This window comes from Pseudoxanthomonas sp. CCNWLW251 (assembly GCF_037402255.1).
GTDB lineage: Bacteria > Pseudomonadota > Gammaproteobacteria > Xanthomonadales > Xanthomonadaceae > Pseudoxanthomonas_A.
In genome coordinates, this window is sequence record NZ_JBBEGA010000001.1 from 414,548 (window position 1) to 434,351 (window position 19,804).

The following is a 19,804-nucleotide window of genomic DNA, read 5'->3' on the forward strand; positions in this document are numbered from 1 at the left end:
CGAACCTCAGGACTCAGGCGACGTCGGCCGCCACCGCCTCCATCTGCGCTGCCGGCCGTCCCAGCAGGTAGCCCTGGCCGAGCAGGCAGCCCAGTTCGATCAACGACTGGCGCTGCTCTTCGGTTTCAACACCCTCGGCAATGGTCTCGATGCCCAGCGTACCTGCCAGCGCCAGGATCGCGCGCACCAGCGCCAGGCTTTCCGGCCGGGCTTCGCTGCCCAGCCCGGAGACAAAACTGCGGTCGATCTTGAGTACCGAGATCGGGAAGCGGTGCAGGTACGACAACGCGGAGAAGCCGGTGCCGAAGTCATCGAGTTGCGCCAGGATGCCGTGTTGCCGCAGCGTGCGCAGGATGCGCAACGTGCGTGGCGCATCATCGAGCAGCGCCACCTCGGTGATCTCCAGCCGCAACCGCGCGGGATCCGCGCCGTGCGCCTCGAACATCGCCAGCAGCCGGTCGCCGAAATCGGGCGAACGGAAATGCCGCGGCGACACGTTGACCGAGATGTAGCCCTCCACGCCACGAGAAATCTGGCGCACCACCTGCTCGTACAGCAGCCAGTCGACCTGTTCGATCAGCCCGCTGTCCTCGCCCAGCCCGATGAACTCCGCCGGCAGCAGCAGCCCGCGCCGTTCGTGCTGCCAGCGCAGCAGCGCCTCATGCCCGATCACGCGCCCGTCGTCCATGCGGCGGATGGGCTGGTAGAACGGCAGGAAGTCGCGATGGTTGATCGCGCGGCGCAGGTCGGCCTCCAGGTCCAGGCTCTGCATCGCCGCCTCGCGCATGGCCTCGTCGAACATGGCGCAACGGTCGCGCCCCTGTTCCTTGGCGCGGTACATCGCAGCGTCGGCATCGCGCAGCAATTCCTCGCCGTTCCGGTAACGCGGGTGCCAGATGGCGATGCCCAGGCTGGCGGAGGGAAACAGCTCGCGCCCCGCCACCCACATCGGCCGCCCCAGCAACGCCAACAGGCGCTGGGCAAAGTCGCGCACGTTCTCCACGCCGTCCGCGTACTCGACCAGCAATGCAAATTCGTCGCCACCGAGGCGCGAGACCACATCATCGTCGCGCACGCTCATGATGATGCGGCGCGCGACTTCCACCAGCAGTTCATCGCCGGCCGCGTGCCCCATGCTGTCGTTGACCAGCTTGAACCGGTCCAGGTCGAGGAACAGCACCGCGAAGGCTTGGCCATCGCCATGGCGCGCGCGTTCGATGGCGGCCGACAGCCTATCCAGCAGGTGTGGGCGGTTGGGCAGTCCGGTGAGGGCGTCGTGCGTCGCCTGGTACGTCAGCTGCTGTTCGGCGCGCAGGCGCTCGCCGATCTGCGCACGCAACTGGTGGTTCGCTTCGGCAAGCTCGCGAGTGCGCTCGTCGACCCTGCGCTCCAGTTCCGCGTGCGCGCTGCGCAGGCGCTCCTGCGCGCGCTGCCTGTCCAGACCGTTGCCGATGTGGTGCGCGACAAAGGTCAACAGGTTCTGGTCGTGCGACGTGAACTTCACTTCTTCGGTGTAGCTCTGCACCACCACCGTGCCGACCACGTCTTCGCCGCGGAACAGCGGCACGCCGAGCCAGCTGTAGGCGGGTGGGCCGTGCTGCAGGAGCTTGCCCTGCTCCGCCAGTTGGCCGATCACCTCGCGGTCGGCCAGCAGCGGCCGCCCGGTGGCGATGACGTACTCGGTCAACCCGTTGGTCAAGCGCCGCGACTTGCGCATCGGGTCGCGCTCGTCGATCGAATACGGGAAGCCCAGTTGCTCGCCATCGTCCGAAATGAGCGCGATGTAGAAATTGCGCGCGTTGATCAGCTCATCCACCACCACGTGCACATCGGCGTAGAAACGCTCCAGGCTTTCCGAGGTGATGGCCAGGTCGGTGATGCGGAACAATGCGCGCTGCAGTTTCTCCGCGCGCTTGCGCTCCATGATCTCGGCCTGCAGCTCGCGGTTGGCGCGCTGCAGTTCGTGCGTACGCACCGCCACGCGGTGTTCCAGTTCCACGTGCGCGTGCTTGCGGTCCAGCGCGGTCAGGATGTGCTGCGCCACATAGCCCAGCAGCGCGCGATCCTCGTCGGCATAACTCGCCGGCGCGTCGTAGCTCTGCACGACGATGGCGCCGCAGACCCGGTCGTCCCGGCGCATCGGCACACCCAGCCAGTCCAGGCTGTCCGGGCCATGCGAGGGATCGCGCATCACGCCCAGCTTCTGCCGGATGACGGCCGAAGGCCCGCGCAGCGGCTGGCCGTGACGCAACAGCGCGAAGGTCATGCTGTTGGCCATTTCCTCTTCGCCGAATTCGCGCTCGGGTTCGGCGACATAGGGATCGCGCTGGTCGGCGAAGTACAGGAAGCGGACCGAGCGGCGCTGGTCGTCGTACAGCACGATGTAGCAGTTCTCGGCATACATCAGCGAGTTCACCACCGCGTGGATGCGGCGGAGCATCTCCGGCATCTCGAGATCGGCACCGGCCAGGTCGGCGATCTCGTAGAGCGCCTGCTGCAGCCGTTTGGATTTTTCCAGCGAAACGATGCGCGCCTGCGCGCGCGCGGCATCCAGCGATGTCACCAGCAGCGTGCGGGCCAGCGCCAGCCAGGCATCCTCCTCGGGCGGGGCCAGCGGGTGCGGCAATGCCAGTGCCAGCGCAACGCGCGCAGTGCCATCGGCGTTGTCCCACGCATATGTGCGCTGCGCAGGACCATCGTGCTCCACCTGCGCTTCGGCCAGCGCATGCTCGGCGCGGCGCTTCAGCGCACCGGATGCAGCCGGCGTGGCACCGCTGTCGTTGCCCAACGCCCAGTCGCGCCAGCTGATCGCGAGTTCAGCACCGGCCGGCAGCAGCCCACGCAGGATCGACGCAATCCGGTCCGCCGGCGAGGCGTCTGCGCTGGCCGGGTTGTCGGCGCTGATCGATGGCGTAGGCATGCCCTTGTCCCGAACGAGTCGGTGCGTGGTGTCTGGAGGTCCCCCGCAGCGAGCATACCGCCTGAGACCCCCTGAACGGAAACGGCCAAGGCAACCCCTTCAAGGGCCGTCGCGCGTTTGAAAACGTGTGTCCCGTCCCGCTCCCCCTGTCGCCTTGACCCACCCGACCACGATCCCCGACGGGCGTCGATCACTGAACGTGTCGGCGCCGCGACCACGCCCCGACTTCACGGGCGTGCGTGGACGGCTTACGCTGGTGTCGGTGAACGACCTCGCAGAACCCGCCGACGAGACCCTGATGCTGGCCTACGCCGCTGGCGACGCGTCGGCCTTCGAACAGCTCTACGCGCGCCACCGTGGGCCGTTGTACCGGTTCCTGTTGCGCCACCTGCGCGACCCGGCGCTGGCCGACGAGTTCTTCCAGGACACCTGGCAGCGCGTGATCAGCGCGCGCGAGGGCTGGAAGCCGGAGGCGGCATTCGGGACGTGGCTGTACCGGATCGCGCACAATCGGCTGAACGACCATTGGCGCGCTTCGAAACACCGACCCGCCACGCCCGTGGACGCGGACGAGCGGACCGCGCGCGTTCCCGACCATGACACGCCGGAGCGCCAGCTCTCCGAGTTCGAGCAGCGACGGCAGCTGCAACTGGCCATGGACGAATTGCCGCCGGAACAGCGCGAAGTCGTGCTGCTCCGGCTGGAGCAGGAACTGACCCTGGAGGAGATCGGCGAGATCACCGGCGTGGGCCGGGAAACCGTGAAATCGCGCCTGCGCTATGCGATGGACCGGTTGCGGACGAGATTGAACCCATGAAGATGCCCCACGAGCCCCTGACGCCTGAAGAACGCACGCTGGCGCAGTCGCTGTCCCGCTTGGGACCGCACGGTGCGCCGTCGCCGGAGCTGGATGCGCGCATCCTGGGCGCCGCGCGGGCGGCTGTGCAGGACACGCCGTCCCGGGGCGGCGCGGTGCCGCCAACCCGCCGACGCTGGCCACTCGGCATGGGGGTGGCGGCATCGGTACTGCTGGCCGCCGGCATTGCCTGGCAGCTTCGCCCCAGCCACGACGTCCCGGTGGCCAGCGAAGCCCCGGCACAGACACAGCGCTCGGCCCAGCTGATCGGCGAGGACGCCGATGCCGCCGCCGCGGATGCCGCCGCGCCCGCCGTCGAATCGCTCGCTCCTCCGCCCGCGATCGTGGCGACGGAACCTGCTGCCCCGGCAAAGGCCATGCGGCCTCCTCCGCCATCCGCCGTCATCGAGCGTGACGTCGCGCCGTCCGGGCCCGCGCGCAAGAATGCGGAAGCCGCCGCACGACAGGAGGCCGCGCCGAAGCGCAGCCCCCTTGCACTGATTCCCGCCGTTCCCGGCCTGCCTTCAGCCGAGGAGGCATCGTCGCGCGAACAACCGGTGGCACCCCAGGCCTTCCCGGCTGAAACGGATGCGTATGCACCACCGGCCGCGATGGCGGCCGACGTACCGGAAGCCATCGCGCGTGCGCAGACACAACAGCGTTCCGCCGCCCAGCCCTCACAGGAACAGCGCGCCCGTTACGAGGAAGGGCGCAAGCAGGCCGCCGCCAATGAAGGGCGCACCCTCGACACGATCGCTGTCACCGGCAGCCGCATAAGCACGCGGGAACGCCAGGGACGTATGCAGGACGCAGCGCCCGCACCGGCAGCACCGCCCCCGCCCCCGCCCGCTCCGGCCGCCAGTGCCGGCAGCGTCCAGCCCAGTGCCGCACGCACCGCCCTTCGGCGGACAGACCTGCAGGTCCCGGTCGATGCTGACACACGGCTGCCCCCGGACGAATGGCTTGACCGCATCCGCCTGCGCCGTGACCTGGGCGACAACGCCAACGCGCTGCGCAGCCTGCAGCTGTTCGTGCAGGAGCACCCGTTCCAGCGCGTCCCGGACGACCTGCGCCCGCTGCTCGGCACACCGTGAGCGACACCCTCGCCGCGTGCGCCTCGCAGTTGCTGGAGGTGAAGCACAGCCGTTTCCTCGCACAGGCCACCTCCGTCGCCGATGCCGACCGGGCGCTCGCCTTCCTGCGCGAAGTCGGCGATCCCGCCGCGACACACAACTGCTGGGCCTACCGGATCGGCGGCGAATATCGCTCCAGCGATGACGGTGAGCCTGCGGGCACGGCGGGCCGACCGATCCTGGCCGCCATCGATGGCCAGGGTTTCGACCGGGTGATGGTCGTGGTGACCCGCTGGTACGGCGGCATCAAGCTGGGCGCGGGCGGGCTGGTGCGGGCCTACGGCGGTGCGGCGGCGGAATGTCTGCGCACCGCCCTGCGGCAGCCGCTGGTGGCCACCACGCACCTGGTGCTCGCCTGCCTGTTCGACGACCTGGGTGCGGTGCATGCCGCGCTTGCACCGCATCTGGCGACCAAACTGCAGGAATCGTTCGATGAAAACGGCGCGCTGCTGACGCTGGAACTCCCGGTGGATCGCGCGGATGCCTTGAAAAACCATCTGCGCGACGCCACCCGTAACCGGGTGCGCGTGGTATCCACGGCAGCGTGAATCCGGCGGCAGGTGCCTGCGGGAGGGGCTTCAGCCGCGACCCGGGACGACACATTCCGGTCGCGGCTGAAGCCCCTCCCACAACCACTTCGATTCCGGATGCCGATGAACGACAACGCCACCACCGCGGACAGCGCTGCGGCTCCCAAGCCCAAGGCCAAGCTGGGCACCCTGCGCGCCCTGTGGCCCTTCGTGCGCCAGCACGGCGGACTGTTCACCGCGTGGCTGCTGGCGCTGGCGCTGGCGTCTGCGGCGACGCTGAGCCTGCCGGTCGCATTCCGGCAGATGATCGACAACGGCTTCACCGACGGCGCGAACATCAATCGCGCGTTCCTGTTCCTGTTCGTGGTGGCGGTCGTGCTGGCGCTGGCCAGCGCGGCGCGTTTCTACTTCGTGTCCCTGCTGGGCGAAAAGGTCGTCGCGGACCTGCGCGGCCAGCTGTACGGGCACCTGATCGGACTGGATGCCGAATTCCACGACCGCAGCCGCAGCGGCGAACTCGTATCGCGACTGTCCGCCGACAGCGAACTGCTGCGCACCGTGGTGGCCACCAGCATGTCGGTGGCGCTACGCAGCAGCGTCACCGTGATCGGCAGCCTGGCGATGCTGTTCGTCACCAGCCCCCGACTGGCGGCCTTCGCGCTGATCGGCATCCCCCTGGCGGTGCTGCCCATCGTGCTGGGTGCCCGCCGACTGGAGAAAGCGTCGCGCGCCAGCCAGGACCGCGTGGCCGATGCCAACACGCTGGCCAGCGAAACCCTGGGCGCCGTCCGCACCGTGCAGGCGCACGCACGCGAACCCTACGAACGCGGCCGCTTCGGCGCCGCCATCGCGACCGCCGTGGAAACCGCTCGCAAGCGCATCCGCGCGCAGGCATGGGTGACCGCGGCGGCCATCACCCTGATCTTCGGCGCGATCACGCTGGTGCTCTGGTCGGGCGCGCATGACGTGATCGACGGCACGATGAGCGCGGGCACGCTGGGCCAGTTCGTGCTGTACGCGCTGATCGGCGGCGGATCGGTCGGTGCACTGGCCGAGGTATGGAACGAACTGCAACGCGCGGCCGGTGGCATGGGCCGCATCGCGGAGCTGCTGGGCGAAACCCCTGTCATCCAGGCGCCGACACAACCACGCACGTTGCCGCAGCCGGTCAAAGGCGAGATCCGCTTCGACAACGTTTCGTTCCACTACCCGTCGCGCCCCGACCTTCCCGCGCTGGACGGCTTCGACCTCAGCGTCGAGCCCGGCGAAACCGTCGCCCTGGTCGGACCGTCCGGTGCAGGCAAGAGCACCGTGTTCTCGATGTTGCTGCGCTTCCACGATGCGCAGACCGGCAGCGTGCGCGTCGATGGCGTGGACCTGCGTGAACTGGATCCTTCCGCCCTGCGAGAACACATCGCGCTGGTGCCACAGCAGCCCACCATCTTCGCAGCCAGTGCTGCGGAGAACATCCGCTACGGCAAGCTGGATGCGACCGATGCCGAGCTGCAGGCGGCGGCCGAGGCGGCGGAAGCGGACGACTTCCTGCGCGAGTTGCCGGAAGGCTTCGACAGCCAGCTCGGCGAGCGTGGCGCACGCCTGTCGGGTGGCCAGCAGCAGCGCATCGCCATCGCCCGGGCGCTGCTGAAGGATGCGCCCATCCTGCTGCTGGACGAAGCCACCAGCGCGCTCGACGCACAGAGCGAGCGCGCGGTGCAGCAGGCACTGGAACGGCTGATGGAGGGCCGTACCACCCTGGTCATCGCGCATCGGCTGGCGACCGTGTTGAAGGCCGACCGCATCGTGGTGATGGACCGTGGCCGCATCATCGCGCAGGGCACGCATACGGAACTGCTGGCGCAGGACGGCCTGTACGCCGAGCTTGCGCGACTGCAGTTCCTGGACTGATCCTGCCGCGAGTGCGTCGGCCGTCCGAGGGCAGCTTCCACTACGATGCGAGAGGCCAGGACCGGAGCCCATGCATGATCCAGGAATCGCTTCCGCCTTTGCCGCGTTGGCTTGGGCACCACGCTGACCTGCTGACCGGCGCACGGGTCGTCACGGTGGAACGCCGCGAAGGCGCTGATGCCACGGGAAGCCGGGCGATGTCGCGCCAGGCACTACAGGCGGAGGAAGCCGCTCATCGTGGCGAGTCCGGTACGGATGCGTTAACTAGCGAAGTACGCCTGCTGCGCCTTTAGTTGCAGGACAGCGACCTGGTCGACGAGGTCTTCGAGAATCCCCGGTTCCAGTGGCTGGGCCTGACGGGTACGGGCCTGATCGCCGCTTCGTTCTTTGCCGAATGGCGGCTCAGGCGCGATATCGCGCTTGCGGCGCGCGCTGCGGCACCGCCGGACGGCGGCGCCTGGCTCTTACGCAGCGGCCTCCGCCTGGACCAGCGCCATCGCGCGTCGCGGGCGGCTGGGAAAGGCATGGCGCACGATGCGCCAGCAGACCTGCCCGAACTGCGTGAGCAGCGTGCCCGTGTTGTAGTGCTGGCCGTAGCGGGCGCAGATCGCGCGCACCTCGCGTGCCATCTCGGCGTAACGGTTGGCCGGGATATCGGGGAAGAAGTGGTGCTCGATCTGGTGGCTCAGGTTGCCCGACAGCACGTTGATCAGGAATCCGCCCCGCAGGTTGGACGAACCACGCAACTGGCGCAAGTACCAGTGGCCACGCGACTCGTTCTTGATGCATTCCTTGGGGAATGTTTCCGCATTGGCGGTGAAATGCCCGCAGAAGATGATCACGTAGGTCCACACGTTGCGCAGGCCGTTGGCGACCAGGTTGCCCAGTAGCACCGGCAGGAAGAAAGGCCCGGCCAGCGCCGGATAGATCACGTAGTCCTTGGCCAGCTGGCGACCCATCTTGCGCACCACCGGGGCGGACTTGCGACGCAGCTGCTGGGTGGTCATCTTGCCGTGCCACCAGCGGCCCAGCTTGAGGTCCTGGATGGCGATGCCCCACTGGAACAGCAGCGCGAACACCACCGCGACCACCGGCTGCGCCAGGTAGAAAGGCTTCCACTTCTGCTCCGGGAAGATGCGCAGCAGGCCATAGCCGATGTCGTCGTCCATGCCACGCACGTTGGTGTACGTGTGGTGGCGGAAATTGTGCGTGTGCCGCCAGTTCTCGCTGGTGGCGACGATGTCCCAGTCGTAGGTCTTGCCGTTGAGCTGCGGGTCGCCCAGCCAGTCGTACTGGCCATGGATCACGTTGTGGCCCAGCTCCATGTTGTCGAGGATCTTGCCCAGGCCCAGCGACAGCGCACCCAGCGCCCACAGCACCCAGAACAGCCAGCCCACCGCGCTGTCGGCCAGCCAGAGGCCACCGGCGATCGCGGCGGCGAGCAACAGCACGCGGCCGGTCAGGTTGGTGTAACGCACCGCTTTGACCACGTTGCGGATATAGCGCGCATCACGCTGGCCCAGCGTCGCCACGGTACGCGCACGCAGGGCGTCCAGTTCCTCGCCGAAACGATCCAGTTCGTCGGCGGTGAGACTGCGGTTGCGGGGGGAGGAAAGGGTCGCCATTACAGATCCAGCTCGATGTCGGTGGCGGCGCTGTGGATGCACAGCTTCAACGCCTGGGTGGGTTCATGCATCAGCGCGCCACTGGGCAGGTGGCGCGTGCTGCCGGCGGACTTGCCGCAGGCGCAGGTATTGCAGATGCCCATGCGGCAGCCGGACGGCGGCTTGAGGCCGTGCTGCTCCAGGGCCACCAGCAGGGATTCGCCACGCGGCACGCGCAGCGTGCGCCCGCTGCGTTGCAGGCGGATGTCGACCTCGCCCTCGTCCACCACCAGTACCGGCGGGGCGGTGAACGCTTCGGCCTGGAACGAGGCCACGCGCGAGGCCAGCAGGCCACGCGCGGTTTCGACGAACCCGCCCGGCCCGCAGGCGATCACCTGTTGCGTGGCGGGATCGCCCGCCTGCGTGGAGAGCACCGTGTCATCGATGCGGCCTTCGGCTTCGTCGCCGGCAGAGGCGGCTTCGCGCGTGAGCAGCAACCGGAAGTGGAAGCCCGGATGGGCGGCGGCGAGCGTCCGCAGTTCGTCGAGGAAGCAGGCCTCCTCGCGCCGGCGCACCCAGTAGAGCAACGTCAGACCGACCGGCATGCCCTGCCCGGCCAGTTCACGCACCAGCGCCATGAGCGGCGTGATGCCGCTGCCCGCGGCGAGCAGCAGATAGGCGCCTGTCGGCGCTGCCGGCAGCGTCATGTCGCCGAACGCCTGTCCCAGCTCGACGATCTCGCCGATGCGGGCCGTCGAGTGCAGGTAACGGCTGACCCTGCCGCCTTCGATCGCCTTCACCGTCACCGGCAGCAACCCGTCCGCCCGCGGGGGCGACGTCAGGCTGTAGCTGCGGGTAACCCGCACCCCATTGATCTCGATGCCCAGGTTCACATGCTGGCCAGCGCGATGGCCCGCCCAGTGGCGGTTCGGCTTGAACAGCAGGGTGACCGCGTCCGCGGAGGCGGATTCGCGGGCGACAAGCCGGGCCAGCGGTCGCTCCCAGGTCCAGGTGCGATGCAAGCGGGTGGCCCAGAAATCGAACACATCCGGCTTGACGAGCGGCCGGATCAGCCGTTTCAGGGGACCGGGCCGGCGGGGGGACGGACGGATCTGGGCATTCATGGCCAGCACTATACCCCTGTAAGGACGGATGTGTATACAGTTGTATATTAATTTACGAGGCTATGATGCCCCCATCACTCCGCACGTCCGGCCTTCCCGCGTGACTTCATACCCGCAACCGCTGCCCCACGACGACAACGGCCCCGGCCGCAAGGCGTCGATCTCGCGCGAAGACCTGATGGCGGCCGCGCTGAAACTGGTGGGCCCGCATCGCAGCGTGTCCACGCTGAGCCTGCGCGAAGTGGCCCGCGAGGCCGGCATCGCCCCCAACAGCTTCTATCGCCAGTTCCGCGACATGGACGAGCTGGCCGTCGCGTTGATCGATCTGGCCGGCCGCTCGCTGCGCAAGATCATCGGCGAGGCGCGCCACCGCGCCTACAGCAGCGACCGCAGCGTGGTGCGCGGCTCGGTGGAGGCATTCATCGAACAACTGCGCGCCGACGACAAGCTGCTGCACGTGCTGCTGCGCGAAGGCAACGTCGGTTCGGATGCGTTCAAGCACGCGGTGGAGCTCGAGCTGCAGTTCTTCGAAGAAGAGCTGTGCATGGACCTGGTGCGGCTGGCCACGCGCGACAACGCCCCGCTGTACGAACCTGCGCTGGTATCCAAGGCCATCACCCGGCTGGTGTTCGCGATGGGCGCCACGGCGATGGATCTGCCGCCGGAGAAAGATCAGGAACTGATCGAGCAACTGTCCGAGATGGTCCGCATGATCATCACCGGCTCGCGCGCACTGGCCTCCCGCGGGGGCGGCCAACGCTGACAGACCGGCAACGCGCCCGTCAGGGTTCGATGCTGATCGGCGTCCCCACCGGCACGCGTTGCCAGATCGCTTCCATTTCCGCATTGGTCACGGCAATGCAGCCCTCCGTCCAGTCAGCGCGTGAACCCGGCGGGGTGGCGCCATGGATCATGATGTCGCCGCCCGGATCGACGCCACGCGCAAGCGCCTGTCGACGGTCGGCCGCATCCGGATAGGAAATGCGCAACGACAGATGGAAGCGGCTGCGTCCGTTGCGGTAGGTGATGCGGTAATCGCCTTCCGGCGTGCGCTGGTCGCCCTGCTCGCGCTTGTGCCCCACCGGTGCGCCCCCCAGGACGATGCGATACGTGGCGATGGTGCGCCCACCGCGCAACAGCGCCATGCGGCGCTGCGCCTTTTGGACACGGATCGCGTCGGCCTGCTGCGCAGCGGGCAACAAGGGCGGCGGCCAATCCCCGTGTTCGCGCGCCTGCGACGACGGCCCCAACACAGCCAGCAACGCGAACATCCAGCGCCAGGCGCTCATGCCGGCAATGCCCGCGCCAGCAGGGGCGCTGCGTCCACCTCCGCCGGAAGCGTGCCGAACGCCAGGCCATGCTCCCCGCCCAACCGGCTGCGGATGAACAGGGTCGCGGCCGGACTGCCCGCGCGCAGCAGCACCGACGCCTGCAACGCAAGCGCCAGACGCTCCACCAGCAGGCGCGCACCGGCTTCGCGGGCGGCGGCGAGGTCGTCACGCAGGCGATCGACGAACGCATCGAACGTCGCATCGTGCCCGGAAGCGGCGGCCAGTTCGTCGCCCACCGCCTGCACGGTCTCGGGTTCGCGCGCGAGGGCGCGCAGTACGTCGAGGCACTGGATGTTGCCACTGCCTTCCCAGATCGAGTTCAACGGCGCCTGCCGGTACAGTCGCGGCAGGATCGATTCTTCCACGTAGCCGGCACCGCCCAGGCATTCCTGCGCCTCGTTGACGAACGCGGGCGCGCGCTTGCAGAGCCAGTATTTTCCGGCGGCCGTGGCAATGCGCGCGAAGGCGGCCTCGCGTGGATCGCGCGGCGCCGCATCCACCGCGCGTGCCACGCGGAGCGCGAAGGTGGTCGCCGCCTCGGACTCCAGCGCGAGGTCGGCCAGCACGTTGCGCATCAGGGCGTGTTCCACAAGCGGCTTGCCGAACGTGCGGCGATGGCGCGCATGATGCATTGCCTGCGCCAGCGCCATCCGCATCTCGGCGGACGACCCCAGCATGCAGTCGAGCCGGGTCAGCATCACCATCTCGATGATGGTGGCCACACCGCGTCCTTCGTCGCCGACACGCCATGCCCGCGCGCCCGTGAACTCCACTTCGCTCGACGCATTCGCCCAGTCGCCCAGCTTGTCCTTCAGCCGCACCAGCCGGAATGCGTTCTTCGCACCGTCTGCCCGTCGGCGCGGCATCAGGAAGCACGTCAGCCCGCCCGGCGCCTGTGCCAGCACCAGGAAGCCATCGCACATCGGCGCGGAGAAGAACCACTTGTGCCCGACCAGGGTGTAGGTGTCGTCGGCGTCCGGCGTGGCGGTGGTGGCGTTCGCCCGCACGTCGGACCCCCCCTGCTTTTCGGTCATGCCCATGCCCAGCGTGATGCCGGCCTTGCCGCCAATGGGCACGTCGCGCGGATCGTAGTGCGGGGCGGTCGCCTTCGTCGCCCATTCGCGCAGCGCAGGCTCGCGCTGCAGGACGGGGACGGCCGCATGCGTCATCGTCAGGGGACAACTGGTGCCCGCTTCCGCCTGGTGATGCAGATAACTCAACGCAGCGCGCGCGACGTGCGCGCCGGGCAACGGCTCGTGCCACGACAGGCCGGCGACACCGTGCGTCTTCGCCGCCTCCATCAGCTGGTGATAGGCGGGGTGGAATTCCACCAGGTCGATGCGATGGCCGTGCTGGTCATGGGTGCGCAGGCGCGGCCGGTCCCGGTTCGCATCGAAGCCAAGACGGTAGAGCGCGTCGCCCGCCAGCGCGCCATAGGTCGCCAGCCGGGGGGCGAACGCGCCTGCGCCATCACGCATCACGCACTCGCGCAACACGATGTCGTCCGCCCACAGGTCGCGCGGCACGAACGGTGGTGGCTGGTTTTCCACGGAATGCGTTTCGAACGGAGGAAGTTCGCTCATCGTCGGTTCCCGTTGCACGCCCGGATTCTCGCGCAATTCAGCGCGGCGCGTGGATGCGTTGCGGGCCCTGCCCCTGATTGCGATGTCCTAGACAGTGCGGGCGAGGTCGCGAAGTGTCCCGAGGAACGCCTGCTTCAGCTCCAGCTTGCGGAAGAAGCCGTGCTGCGTGCCGCTCAGCACCCGCAGCATGTGGCCGCGCCCACCCGGCAGCCGGCCCATCGGGAGGAACGCCAGATCGCGGGCATGCGCGATGAGGTCCCGGTCGGACTGGAAGATCGGGGTCAGCCAGCGGCTCCAGAACTGGTAGACGCCGACGTGCGCCCGGCGTTCGCGCTGATATGCCTCCAGCGCCGCCGGGACATCGCCCTGCACGCGCAGCGCGTCGCGCAGGGCCATTGCGTCCATCAGCGCCATGTTGACGCCCTGGCCCAATTGCGGACTCATGCCATGCGCGGCGTCTCCGATCACGACGAGGCGGTCCCGGTACCACTGCCGCAGGGTTACGTCGCGATAACTGGCGCGTGCGAGTTGGCCGGCGTCCACGGTGTCGGCCAGGCAGGCGTCGGCCTCGGGCCACAGGCGTGCCACTTCCTCGCGCCATGCCGGCAGACCGCGCGCGCGCCAGGCATCGAAGTCGCTGACAGGCAGACTCCAGAAGAAGCTCAACCGCGGCGTTCCATCACCGGGCCGCGTGCCCACCGGCAGCAACCCGATCATCTTGCGCGCGGCCACGTAACGCTGGCGCAGCTCGTCGTTCCAGCGCCAGTCGCCCTGTGGCACCAGTCGCCACAACGCACCCCACGGATAGACGGCCTCGCGCTTCACGGCTCCGGTGGCCACGCGCAGTCGTGAAGCCGAACCGTCAGCACTCACCACCAGGTCGAACGGGCCATGCCAGCGGCCATGCTGGTCGCGTACGCGACGCGTATCGTCACTGACGGCCTCGATGGCGTGATCACGATGGATCTCGCTCTGCCCCGCCCATGCCTCCGCCAGCAGCGTGAACAACGCTCCGCGCTGCATGCCCAGCCCGAACAAGTGCGCGTCCAGTCCGGCGTAGCGCATGTCCATCACCGCACGACCGCAGGGCGTTTCGCCATACAGGCGATTGACCCGCCGGCCATGCGCCAGCACATCGGGCAGCAGGCCCAGTTCCCACAGCACCTGCAGTCCGGTCGGTTGCAGCAGGAAGCCCGCGCCGACCGGCCCCGGTTGTTCCGCACGTTCGAAGACCTCCACCCGGTGGCCGTCGCGCGACAGCAGCAACGCCGCAGCCTGGCCAGCGGTGCCATAACCGACGATGGCGATGTGCAGGGAGTCCATCGGGTGCCGCGTTCCTTTCCTGCCGGACGTGCGATGCGCCGGAATGCAGGCGTTAAAAAACCCCGCCGGAGCGGGGTTCAAGAAAATCGTCTTGGATCAGGCTGCCGGCGTGATGTTGGACGCCTGTGCACCCTTCGGGCCCTGGGTCAGCTCGTAACTGACGCGCTGGCCTTCCTGCAGGCTGCGGAAGCCCTTGCTGTTGATGGCGGTGTGGTGCGCAAAGACATCGGCGCTGCCATCTTCTGGCGCGATGAATCCGAAGCCCTTGGCATCGTTGAACCATTTCACGGTACCGTACGGCATAGCGCTTGTATTTCCTTTTCTGGATGCGGGTGGAATGTGCGGCGATGACGCCGCACACGCCGAGTATGCAAAGCCCGGCGCGCGTTGACAATCACCTGCGTGCGAGCGCCGCCACCAGGGCCGGGATCCCGGCCGATGCAGCGGCCACGTTCGCCAGCACCTCGTCCATCGTGATTTCCTCGTCGGTGCCGCAACCCGCCGCCCAGTTGGCGACGATGGCCAGGCAGGCGTATTCCAGGCCCATTTCCCGCGCCAGACCGGCTTCGGGCATGCCCGTCATGCCGACCAGATCGCAGCCATCGCGGCGCATCCGGCGTATCTCGGCACGGGTCTCCAGACGCGGTCCCTGCGTGGCCCCGTAGCAGCCGCCATCCACCAGATCCACGCCGGCCTCGCGGGCCGCAGAGAGGATCTGCTGACGAAGTAAATGCGTGTACGGATCACCGAAGTCGATATGCAGCACCTCGCTGCCGGGCTCCTCGCAGATCGTCGAGATCCGGCCCCAGGTGTAGTCGATCAGCTGGTCCGGGCACGCCAGTACACGCGGACCGCAGGCATCCGTGATGCCGCCGACGGTGTTCAACGCCAGCACCCGGGTGGCACCGAGGTCCTTCAGCACCTGCAGGTTGGCGCGGTAGTTGACCAGGTGCGGCGGCACCGAATGGCCCTCGCCGTGGCGGGCGAGGAACGCCACGCGTCGCCCGTCCATCGTGCCGATGCGGACAGGACCGGACGGCGCACCGAAGCGGGTGTGCAGTTCCTTCGTCTCCACGTCCTGCAGGTCGGCGAGCCTGTAGACGCCGGTACCGCCGATGACGGCAAGCGCGATGTCGGCCATGGTCAGTCCTTCAGCGCGTAGATGCCCGGCAGGTTGCGACCCTGCTCGTGGTAGTCCATGCCGAAACCGAACACATAGCGGTCCGCGACCTCCAGGCCCACATAGTCCGCGCAGATGCCCGGCACGCAACGATCATGCTGCTTGGTGGTCAGCGCGGCGATCCGCACGTCGGTGGCGCCCTGCTCCAGGCACCACTGCTTCACTGCCAGCAGCGTATGGCCTTCGTCGAGAATGTCGTCCACCAGCAGCACACGGCGACCGTAGAGCGCGGTCGCGGGGCGGTGCTTCCACACCAGCTCCCCGCCCGTGGTCTCGCCGCGATAGCGGGTGGCGTGCAGGTAGTCGAACTCCAGGTCCAACCCCAGCGCGCCCAGTTCCAGCGACAGCTGTCCGGCGAACGGAAGCGCGCCGTGCATGATGGTCAGGTAGACCGGCACCTCGCCCGCGTAGTCACGCGCGATCGGCGCGGCCATCGTGGCGATGGCGCGGTCTATCGTCGCGCGGTCGACCAGCAGGTCGGCATTGGCCAGCGCGTCGGCCAGCTTCGGCTTCGGATTGCCCAGCGATTCCATCATGCAACTCCCGTGAGACTGTCGAGCACGCGCGCCTGGGTGTCGCCATAGCGCGCATCGGCGATCAAGCCGTCCCACCCCAGTGCGCCACGGCCCAGTACCCCGAGCACGGCGGCGGTATTCAGTGCGCGGCCTTCCACCGCCTTCAGCGACTCGTCCACCAGCTTGGGCGAACACACCAGCACCACGTCGCATCCGGCGTCCAGGTGGTCATGGATGCGCTGCTTCACGCCGCCTGCCGAGAATGCCGCGGCCATGCCGATGTCGTCCGAGAACACCACCCCGCGGAAACCCATCTCGTCGCGCAGGATCTTCTGGATCCAGAACGGCGAGTAGCCCGCCGGTTCCGGTGCCACCGCCGGATATTTCACGTGCCCCATCATCACCGCATCGGCCTTGGCCTCGATGCCGGCGACGAACGGAACCAGGTCCTCCGCGCGCAGCACGTCCAGGCTGCGCGGATCGACGGCGTCGTCGAAGTGGGTGTCTTCCAGCACCGTGCCGTGGCCGGGGAAGTGCTTCAGCGTGGCCGCCATGCCGGCCGCGTGCATGCCGCGGATGTACGCGCGCGTGAACTCGGCCACGATCTGCGGATGGGCGTCGAAGGCGCGATTGCCGATGGCGCGGTTGCCACGCGCAAGGTCCACCACCGGCGCAAAGCTCAGGTCCACGCCGCTGGCGAGGATCTCGCTGGCCATCAGCCACGCGTGCTCTTCGGCGCGCTGCAGGGCCAGCTGCGGCTCCCGCGCATAAAGCTTGCCGAAGCCTTCCAGCGCCGGCAGATCGCTGTAACCGTCGCGGAAGCGCTGCACGCGCCCGCCTTCCTGGTCCACGCAGACCAGCTGCGGACGAGGCGCGGCGGCGCGGATGGCCTGTGACAGTTCCGCCACCTGCGCACGCGAGGCGAAATTGCGGGTGAACAGGATGACGCCTGCGACGGCGTCGTGTTGCAGCCAGTCGCGTTCCTGCGCGGTGAGTTCTGTGCCGGCGATGCCGATGACGAGCATTGGGTGTTCCTCAGGGAATATCGGTGGCGGCGCGTTCGTCGTCGGACCACTGTCCGTACGGACGCGACGCCAGGGCAAGATTGTAATAGCGGGCGGTGTCGGTGACCTGTTTGCCGGCCCAGGCAGGTTTCACGAAGTCTTCATCGGCACGGTCGAGTTCGATTTCCGCCACCACCAGCCCCGCGTTGGCGCCCACGAACTCGTCGACTTCCCACAGGTGGCCTTCGTGCCGCACGTAGTGCCGACGCTTGTCGATCACGCCGCCCACGCACAGCGCCAGCAACGCGCGGGCGTCGGCAACGGGGATGGCGTAGTCGAATTCCTGCCGGGTGGCGCCCAGCTCGCGCGATTTCAGGTTGAGGAAGGCGGCATCGCCCTGGATGCGCACGCGCACCGAGGCCTTCTGTTCACCGCGATCCATCGCCCCCATGTCGTTGATGTAGCCCTGCGCCATCGGCACGACCTCGTGCGCGGCATCGCGCCAGGCGTCGCCGGTGACCAGGAATTTGCGTTCGATTTCGATGCCCATCGAGTGAAGCCCTGCGTTGTTGTAGGAGGGGCTTCAGCCCCGACCGCTTTTCCCGATCGTCCCGGTGTCGGGGCCGAAGCCCCTCCGGCAGGGATCACTTCCTTTCGAACAGCGCGATGCTCTCCACATGCGCCGTGTGCGGGAACATGTCCATCACGCCGGCCGACACCAGCGTGTAGCCCTGCTCGTTGACCAGGTAACCCGCGTCGCGTGCCAGCGAGCCGGGATGGCAGCTGACGTAGACGATGCGGTCGAACTGCCTGAGCGGCAACTGCTGCAGCACCTCGATGGCACCGGAACGCGGCGGATCGAGCAGCAGCTTGTCGAAGCCCTGGCGCATCCACGGCGTACCACGCTGGTCCTGGGTCAGGTCCGCCGCGTGGAAGTGCGCGTTGACCAGCCCGTTGCGGGCGGCATTGTCGCGCGCACGCACGACAAGACCCGCCTCGCCTTCCACGCCCACGACCTCGCCCACCAGGCGTGCCATCGGCAGGGTGAAATTGCCCAGCCCGCAGAACAGGTCGAGCACGCGGTCCTGCGGCTGCGGGTCGAGCAGTTCGAAGGTCCGCGCGATCATCTTCTCGTTGAGCGCCGCGTTGACCTGGATGAAGTCCAGCGGACGGAAGGCCAGCGACACGTCCCACGGCGCCAGCTCGAACGCCAGCTGCGGCGCCTCCGGCCACAAGGCATGCACGCTTTCCAGTCCGCCCGGCTGCAGGAAGATGGCGAGCCGGGTGGCCTGGCCGAATGCCGTGAGCTTCCCGCGGTCGCCCTCGCTCAGCGGCAGCAGATGGCGGAACACCAGCGCGATGCCACTGAAGTCCGCACTGGCGTCGCCCGCGATGAACTCGATCTGCGGGATGTGCTCGCGCGCGTCGAGGCTTTCGACGAGCTCGGCCAGCGCGGTGATCTTCGTGCCGATCCCCGGGATGACGGTGTGGCATTCGGACAGGTCGGCGACGAAACGCGGATCCTGTTCGCGGAAACCGACCAGCGTCTTGTCCTTCTTGTTGACCCGGCGCACGGAGAAGCGGCCCTTGCGGCGGTATCCCCAGGCGGCACCGGTCAGCGGCGGCAGCACCGCCCGCGGCGTGACGTGGCCGATGCGCTCCAGGTTCTCCAGCAGCACGCGCTGCTTGGCCTCGATCTGCCGGGCCTCGTCCAGGTGCTGCAGCACGCAGCCGCCACAGGTGCCGAAATGCGGGCAACGCGGCGTGACGCGGTCGGGGGAAGCATCCAGCACCTCGAGCGCCTTCGCTTCGTCGAAATGGCGGTTCTTCGCCGTCTGTTCGGCCATCACCCGCTCGCCCGGCAATGCGCCAGAGACGAACACGGCCTTGCCGTCGCGGCGGGCGACGCCCCGCCCGTCGTGGGTCAGGTCGGTGATGGTGGCTTCGAAGGGGGTCTTGTCGATGCGGGGGGAGCGGGTACGTGCCACGTGGCGTCAGGCTGCGTGTGTTGGCGGGGCCGCATTGTCGCATGGGCGCCGCCCGCCCCCGCCGACGCTAAGATGGGACCAGTCCGCAGGATGCCCGACCATGACCCTCACCGACGGCACGATGCCGATGCTCCTGCTGGTGGAAGACGACCCCATCAGTGCCGAGTTCCTGTCGGCCGCCCTGTCCGCACTGCCTGCGCGCGTGCAGCGCGCGGCGGACTGCGCGCAGGCGCTGGCGTTTCCGCTCGCCTTCGACGTGTGGTTGATCGACGCCAACCTGCCCGACGGCACCGGAGCGGCGCTGCTGCAATGCCTGCGCGCGCGCCATCCGGCCACGCCCGCACTGGCGCATACGGCCGATGCGACACCCGCAACACGCGAACAGCTGGTCCAGGCCGGCTTCGCCGATGTGCTGGTCAAGCCACTCTCGGCACAGGCACTGCAACGCGCAGTGCGCGATGTGCTGGCAGGCGCCACCGGCCGCCCGTCGGCGCAGGCGCTTCCCGACTGGGACGAAGCTGCCGCACTCGCCGCACTCGCCGGCAATCGCGAACACGCGGTGCTGCTGCGGGAGTTGTTCCTGTCCGAGTTGCCCGCGGCAACCGCGGCCTGCCTGGAGGCGTTCACCCGTGCGGATGAAGCGGCGCTGCGCGCCCAGTTGCACCGGCTGCAGGCCAGCTGCGGCTTCGCGGGGGCCCGTGCGCTGGCCGGTGTCGCGGCCCGCTGGCATGCCGCGCCCACCGATGCTGGGTTGCGCGATGCCTTTGCCGAAGCGAGCAGGCGCCTGTTGTCGCCGGCCGCCTGACGC

19 protein-coding genes are annotated in these 19,804 nt (G+C 68.5%); 7 read left to right on the forward strand and 12 right to left on the reverse strand.

Annotation, left to right across the window (positions count from 1 at the left end):
- Window positions 1-13: 13 nt before the first annotated feature.
- Complete coding sequence (locus WBN46_RS01885; RefSeq protein ID WP_337730085.1) at window positions 14-2,920, reverse strand: EAL domain-containing protein; 2,907 nt, start codon at window positions 2,918-2,920, stop codon at window positions 14-16.
- A gap of 262 nt (window positions 2,921-3,182) precedes the next feature.
- Between WBN46_RS01885 and WBN46_RS01890 the strand changes: the two genes are divergently transcribed.
- The 5 genes from WBN46_RS01890 to WBN46_RS01910 all read left to right on the forward strand — a co-directional run bounded on the left by WBN46_RS01890 (window position 3,183) and on the right by WBN46_RS01910 (window position 7,637).
- Window positions 3,183-3,737: an RNA polymerase sigma factor gene (locus WBN46_RS01890; RefSeq protein ID WP_337730860.1), complete on the forward strand. Its 555-nt coding sequence runs from the start codon at window positions 3,183-3,185 to the stop codon at window positions 3,735-3,737.
- The gene (locus WBN46_RS01895; protein ID WP_337730086.1) at window positions 3,734-4,870 is read left to right on the forward strand and encodes a hypothetical protein; all 1,137 of its coding nucleotides are present in this window, start codon (window positions 3,734-3,736) and stop codon (window positions 4,868-4,870) included. The genes WBN46_RS01890 and WBN46_RS01895 overlap by 4 nt, the downstream gene beginning before the upstream one ends.
- The gene (locus WBN46_RS01900; protein ID WP_337730087.1) at window positions 4,867-5,457 is read left to right on the forward strand and encodes a YigZ family protein; all 591 of its coding nucleotides are present in this window, start codon (window positions 4,867-4,869) and stop codon (window positions 5,455-5,457) included. The genes WBN46_RS01895 and WBN46_RS01900 overlap by 4 nt, the downstream gene beginning before the upstream one ends.
- A 105-nt stretch (window positions 5,458-5,562) precedes the next feature.
- A complete protein-coding gene (locus tag WBN46_RS01905; protein WP_337730088.1) occupies window positions 5,563-7,344 on the forward strand; it encodes an ABC transporter transmembrane domain-containing protein in 1,782 nt (593 codons plus the stop codon).
- Window positions 7,345-7,418: 74 nt separating this feature from the next.
- The gene (locus tag WBN46_RS01910) at window positions 7,419-7,637 is read left to right on the forward strand and encodes a hypothetical protein (RefSeq protein ID WP_337730089.1); all 219 of its coding nucleotides are present in this window, start codon (window positions 7,419-7,421) and stop codon (window positions 7,635-7,637) included.
- A gap of 171 nt (window positions 7,638-7,808) precedes the next feature.
- Here WBN46_RS01910 and WBN46_RS01915 read toward each other — a convergent pair whose 3' ends face one another.
- Both WBN46_RS01915 and WBN46_RS01920 read right to left on the reverse strand, forming a co-directional pair.
- Window positions 7,809-8,969 carry an acyl-CoA desaturase gene (locus tag WBN46_RS01915; protein WP_337730090.1) on the reverse strand — a complete coding sequence of 387 codons (1,161 nt, stop codon included), beginning with the start codon at window positions 8,967-8,969 and terminating at the stop codon, window positions 7,809-7,811.
- Window positions 8,969-10,072 carry a ferredoxin reductase gene (locus WBN46_RS01920; protein WP_337730091.1) on the reverse strand — a complete coding sequence of 368 codons (1,104 nt, stop codon included), beginning with the start codon at window positions 10,070-10,072 and terminating at the stop codon, window positions 8,969-8,971. Before WBN46_RS01920 ends, WBN46_RS01915 begins: the two co-directional genes overlap by 1 nt.
- A 121-nt stretch (window positions 10,073-10,193) precedes the next feature.
- Here WBN46_RS01920 and fabR point away from each other — a divergent pair, with 121 nt between their 5' ends.
- Window positions 10,194-10,835 (forward strand): HTH-type transcriptional repressor FabR, encoded by a 642-nt coding sequence (gene fabR, locus WBN46_RS01925; RefSeq protein WP_225590959.1) that lies wholly within the window; start codon window positions 10,194-10,196, stop codon window positions 10,833-10,835.
- A 19-nt stretch (window positions 10,836-10,854) separates the two neighbouring features.
- Here the strand turns inward: fabR and WBN46_RS01930 are convergent, their stop codons facing one another.
- The 9 genes from WBN46_RS01930 to rlmD all read right to left on the reverse strand — a co-directional run bounded on the left by WBN46_RS01930 (window position 10,855) and on the right by rlmD (window position 18,996).
- Entirely contained in the window at window positions 10,855-11,361 is a 507-nt protein-coding gene (locus WBN46_RS01930) for a L,D-transpeptidase family protein (protein ID WP_337730092.1), read from the reverse strand.
- Complete coding sequence (locus WBN46_RS01935) at window positions 11,358-12,986, reverse strand: acyl-CoA dehydrogenase family protein (protein WP_337730093.1); 1,629 nt, start codon at window positions 12,984-12,986, stop codon at window positions 11,358-11,360. The genes WBN46_RS01930 and WBN46_RS01935 overlap by 4 nt, the downstream gene beginning before the upstream one ends.
- 87 nt (window positions 12,987-13,073) lie before the next feature.
- A complete protein-coding gene (locus WBN46_RS01940) occupies window positions 13,074-14,309 on the reverse strand; it encodes an NAD(P)/FAD-dependent oxidoreductase (RefSeq protein ID WP_337730094.1) in 1,236 nt (411 codons plus the stop codon).
- A gap of 96 nt (window positions 14,310-14,405) precedes the next feature.
- Complete coding sequence (locus WBN46_RS01945) at window positions 14,406-14,612, reverse strand: cold-shock protein (RefSeq protein ID WP_055942196.1); 207 nt, start codon at window positions 14,610-14,612, stop codon at window positions 14,406-14,408.
- Window positions 14,613-14,703: 91 nt separating this feature from the next.
- Window positions 14,704-15,450: an S-methyl-5'-thioinosine phosphorylase gene (locus WBN46_RS01950; RefSeq protein ID WP_337730095.1), complete on the reverse strand. Its 747-nt coding sequence runs from the start codon at window positions 15,448-15,450 to the stop codon at window positions 14,704-14,706.
- 2 nt (window positions 15,451-15,452) lie between these two features.
- Window positions 15,453-16,022, reverse strand: a complete 570-nt coding sequence (locus WBN46_RS01955) for a hypoxanthine-guanine phosphoribosyltransferase (protein ID WP_192201277.1) — start codon at window positions 16,020-16,022, stop codon at window positions 15,453-15,455.
- Entirely contained in the window at window positions 16,022-17,029 is a 1,008-nt protein-coding gene (gene nagZ, locus WBN46_RS01960; RefSeq protein WP_337730096.1) for a beta-N-acetylhexosaminidase, read from the reverse strand. The genes WBN46_RS01955 and nagZ overlap by 1 nt, the downstream gene beginning before the upstream one ends.
- 10 nt (window positions 17,030-17,039) lie before the next feature.
- Window positions 17,040-17,558: a CYTH domain-containing protein gene (locus WBN46_RS01965; protein WP_337730097.1), complete on the reverse strand. Its 519-nt coding sequence runs from the start codon at window positions 17,556-17,558 to the stop codon at window positions 17,040-17,042.
- Window positions 17,559-17,652: 94 nt separating this feature from the next.
- Window positions 17,653-18,996, reverse strand: coding sequence for a 23S rRNA (uracil(1939)-C(5))-methyltransferase RlmD (gene rlmD / locus WBN46_RS01970; RefSeq protein WP_337730098.1), 1,344 nt, complete (start codon window positions 18,994-18,996; stop codon window positions 17,653-17,655).
- A gap of 100 nt (window positions 18,997-19,096) precedes the next feature.
- On the opposite strand from rlmD, the gene WBN46_RS01975 reads away from it, so the two are divergent.
- Window positions 19,097-19,801 (forward strand): response regulator, encoded by a 705-nt coding sequence (locus tag WBN46_RS01975; RefSeq protein ID WP_337730099.1) that lies wholly within the window; start codon window positions 19,097-19,099, stop codon window positions 19,799-19,801.
- The last annotated feature ends 3 nt before the right edge of the window (window positions 19,802-19,804 follow it).

Coding starts and splice junctions, on each gene's coding strand:
- WBN46_RS01885 (WP_337730085.1), bottom strand. CDS start 2,920: ATGCCTACGCCATCGATCAGCGCCGACAACCCGGCCAGCGCAGACGCC.
- WBN46_RS01895 (WP_337730086.1), top strand. CDS start 3,734: ATGAAGATGCCCCACGAGCCCCTGACGCCTGAAGAACGCACGCTGGCG.
- WBN46_RS01905 (WP_337730088.1), top strand. CDS start 5,563: ATGAACGACAACGCCACCACCGCGGACAGCGCTGCGGCTCCCAAGCCC.
- WBN46_RS01910 (WP_337730089.1), top strand. CDS start 7,419: ATGATCCAGGAATCGCTTCCGCCTTTGCCGCGTTGGCTTGGGCACCAC.
- WBN46_RS01915 (WP_337730090.1), bottom strand. CDS start 8,969: ATGGCGACCCTTTCCTCCCCCCGCAACCGCAGTCTCACCGCCGACGAA.
- WBN46_RS01920 (WP_337730091.1), bottom strand. CDS start 10,072: ATGAATGCCCAGATCCGTCCGTCCCCCCGCCGGCCCGGTCCCCTGAAA.
- WBN46_RS01930 (WP_337730092.1), bottom strand. CDS start 11,361: ATGAGCGCCTGGCGCTGGATGTTCGCGTTGCTGGCTGTGTTGGGGCCG.
- WBN46_RS01935 (WP_337730093.1), bottom strand. CDS start 12,986: ATGAGCGAACTTCCTCCGTTCGAAACGCATTCCGTGGAAAACCAGCCA.
- WBN46_RS01940 (WP_337730094.1), bottom strand. CDS start 14,309: ATGGACTCCCTGCACATCGCCATCGTCGGTTATGGCACCGCTGGCCAG.
- WBN46_RS01945 (WP_055942196.1), bottom strand. CDS start 14,612: ATGCCGTACGGTACCGTGAAATGGTTCAACGATGCCAAGGGCTTCGGA.
- WBN46_RS01950 (WP_337730095.1), bottom strand. CDS start 15,450: ATGGCCGACATCGCGCTTGCCGTCATCGGCGGTACCGGCGTCTACAGG.
- WBN46_RS01955 (WP_192201277.1), bottom strand. CDS start 16,022: ATGGAATCGCTGGGCAATCCGAAGCCGAAGCTGGCCGACGCGCTGGCC.
- nagZ (WP_337730096.1), bottom strand. CDS start 17,029: ATGCTCGTCATCGGCATCGCCGGCACAGAACTCACCGCGCAGGAACGC.
- WBN46_RS01965 (WP_337730097.1), bottom strand. CDS start 17,558: ATGGGCATCGAAATCGAACGCAAATTCCTGGTCACCGGCGACGCCTGG.
- WBN46_RS01975 (WP_337730099.1), top strand. CDS start 19,097: ATGACCCTCACCGACGGCACGATGCCGATGCTCCTGCTGGTGGAAGAC.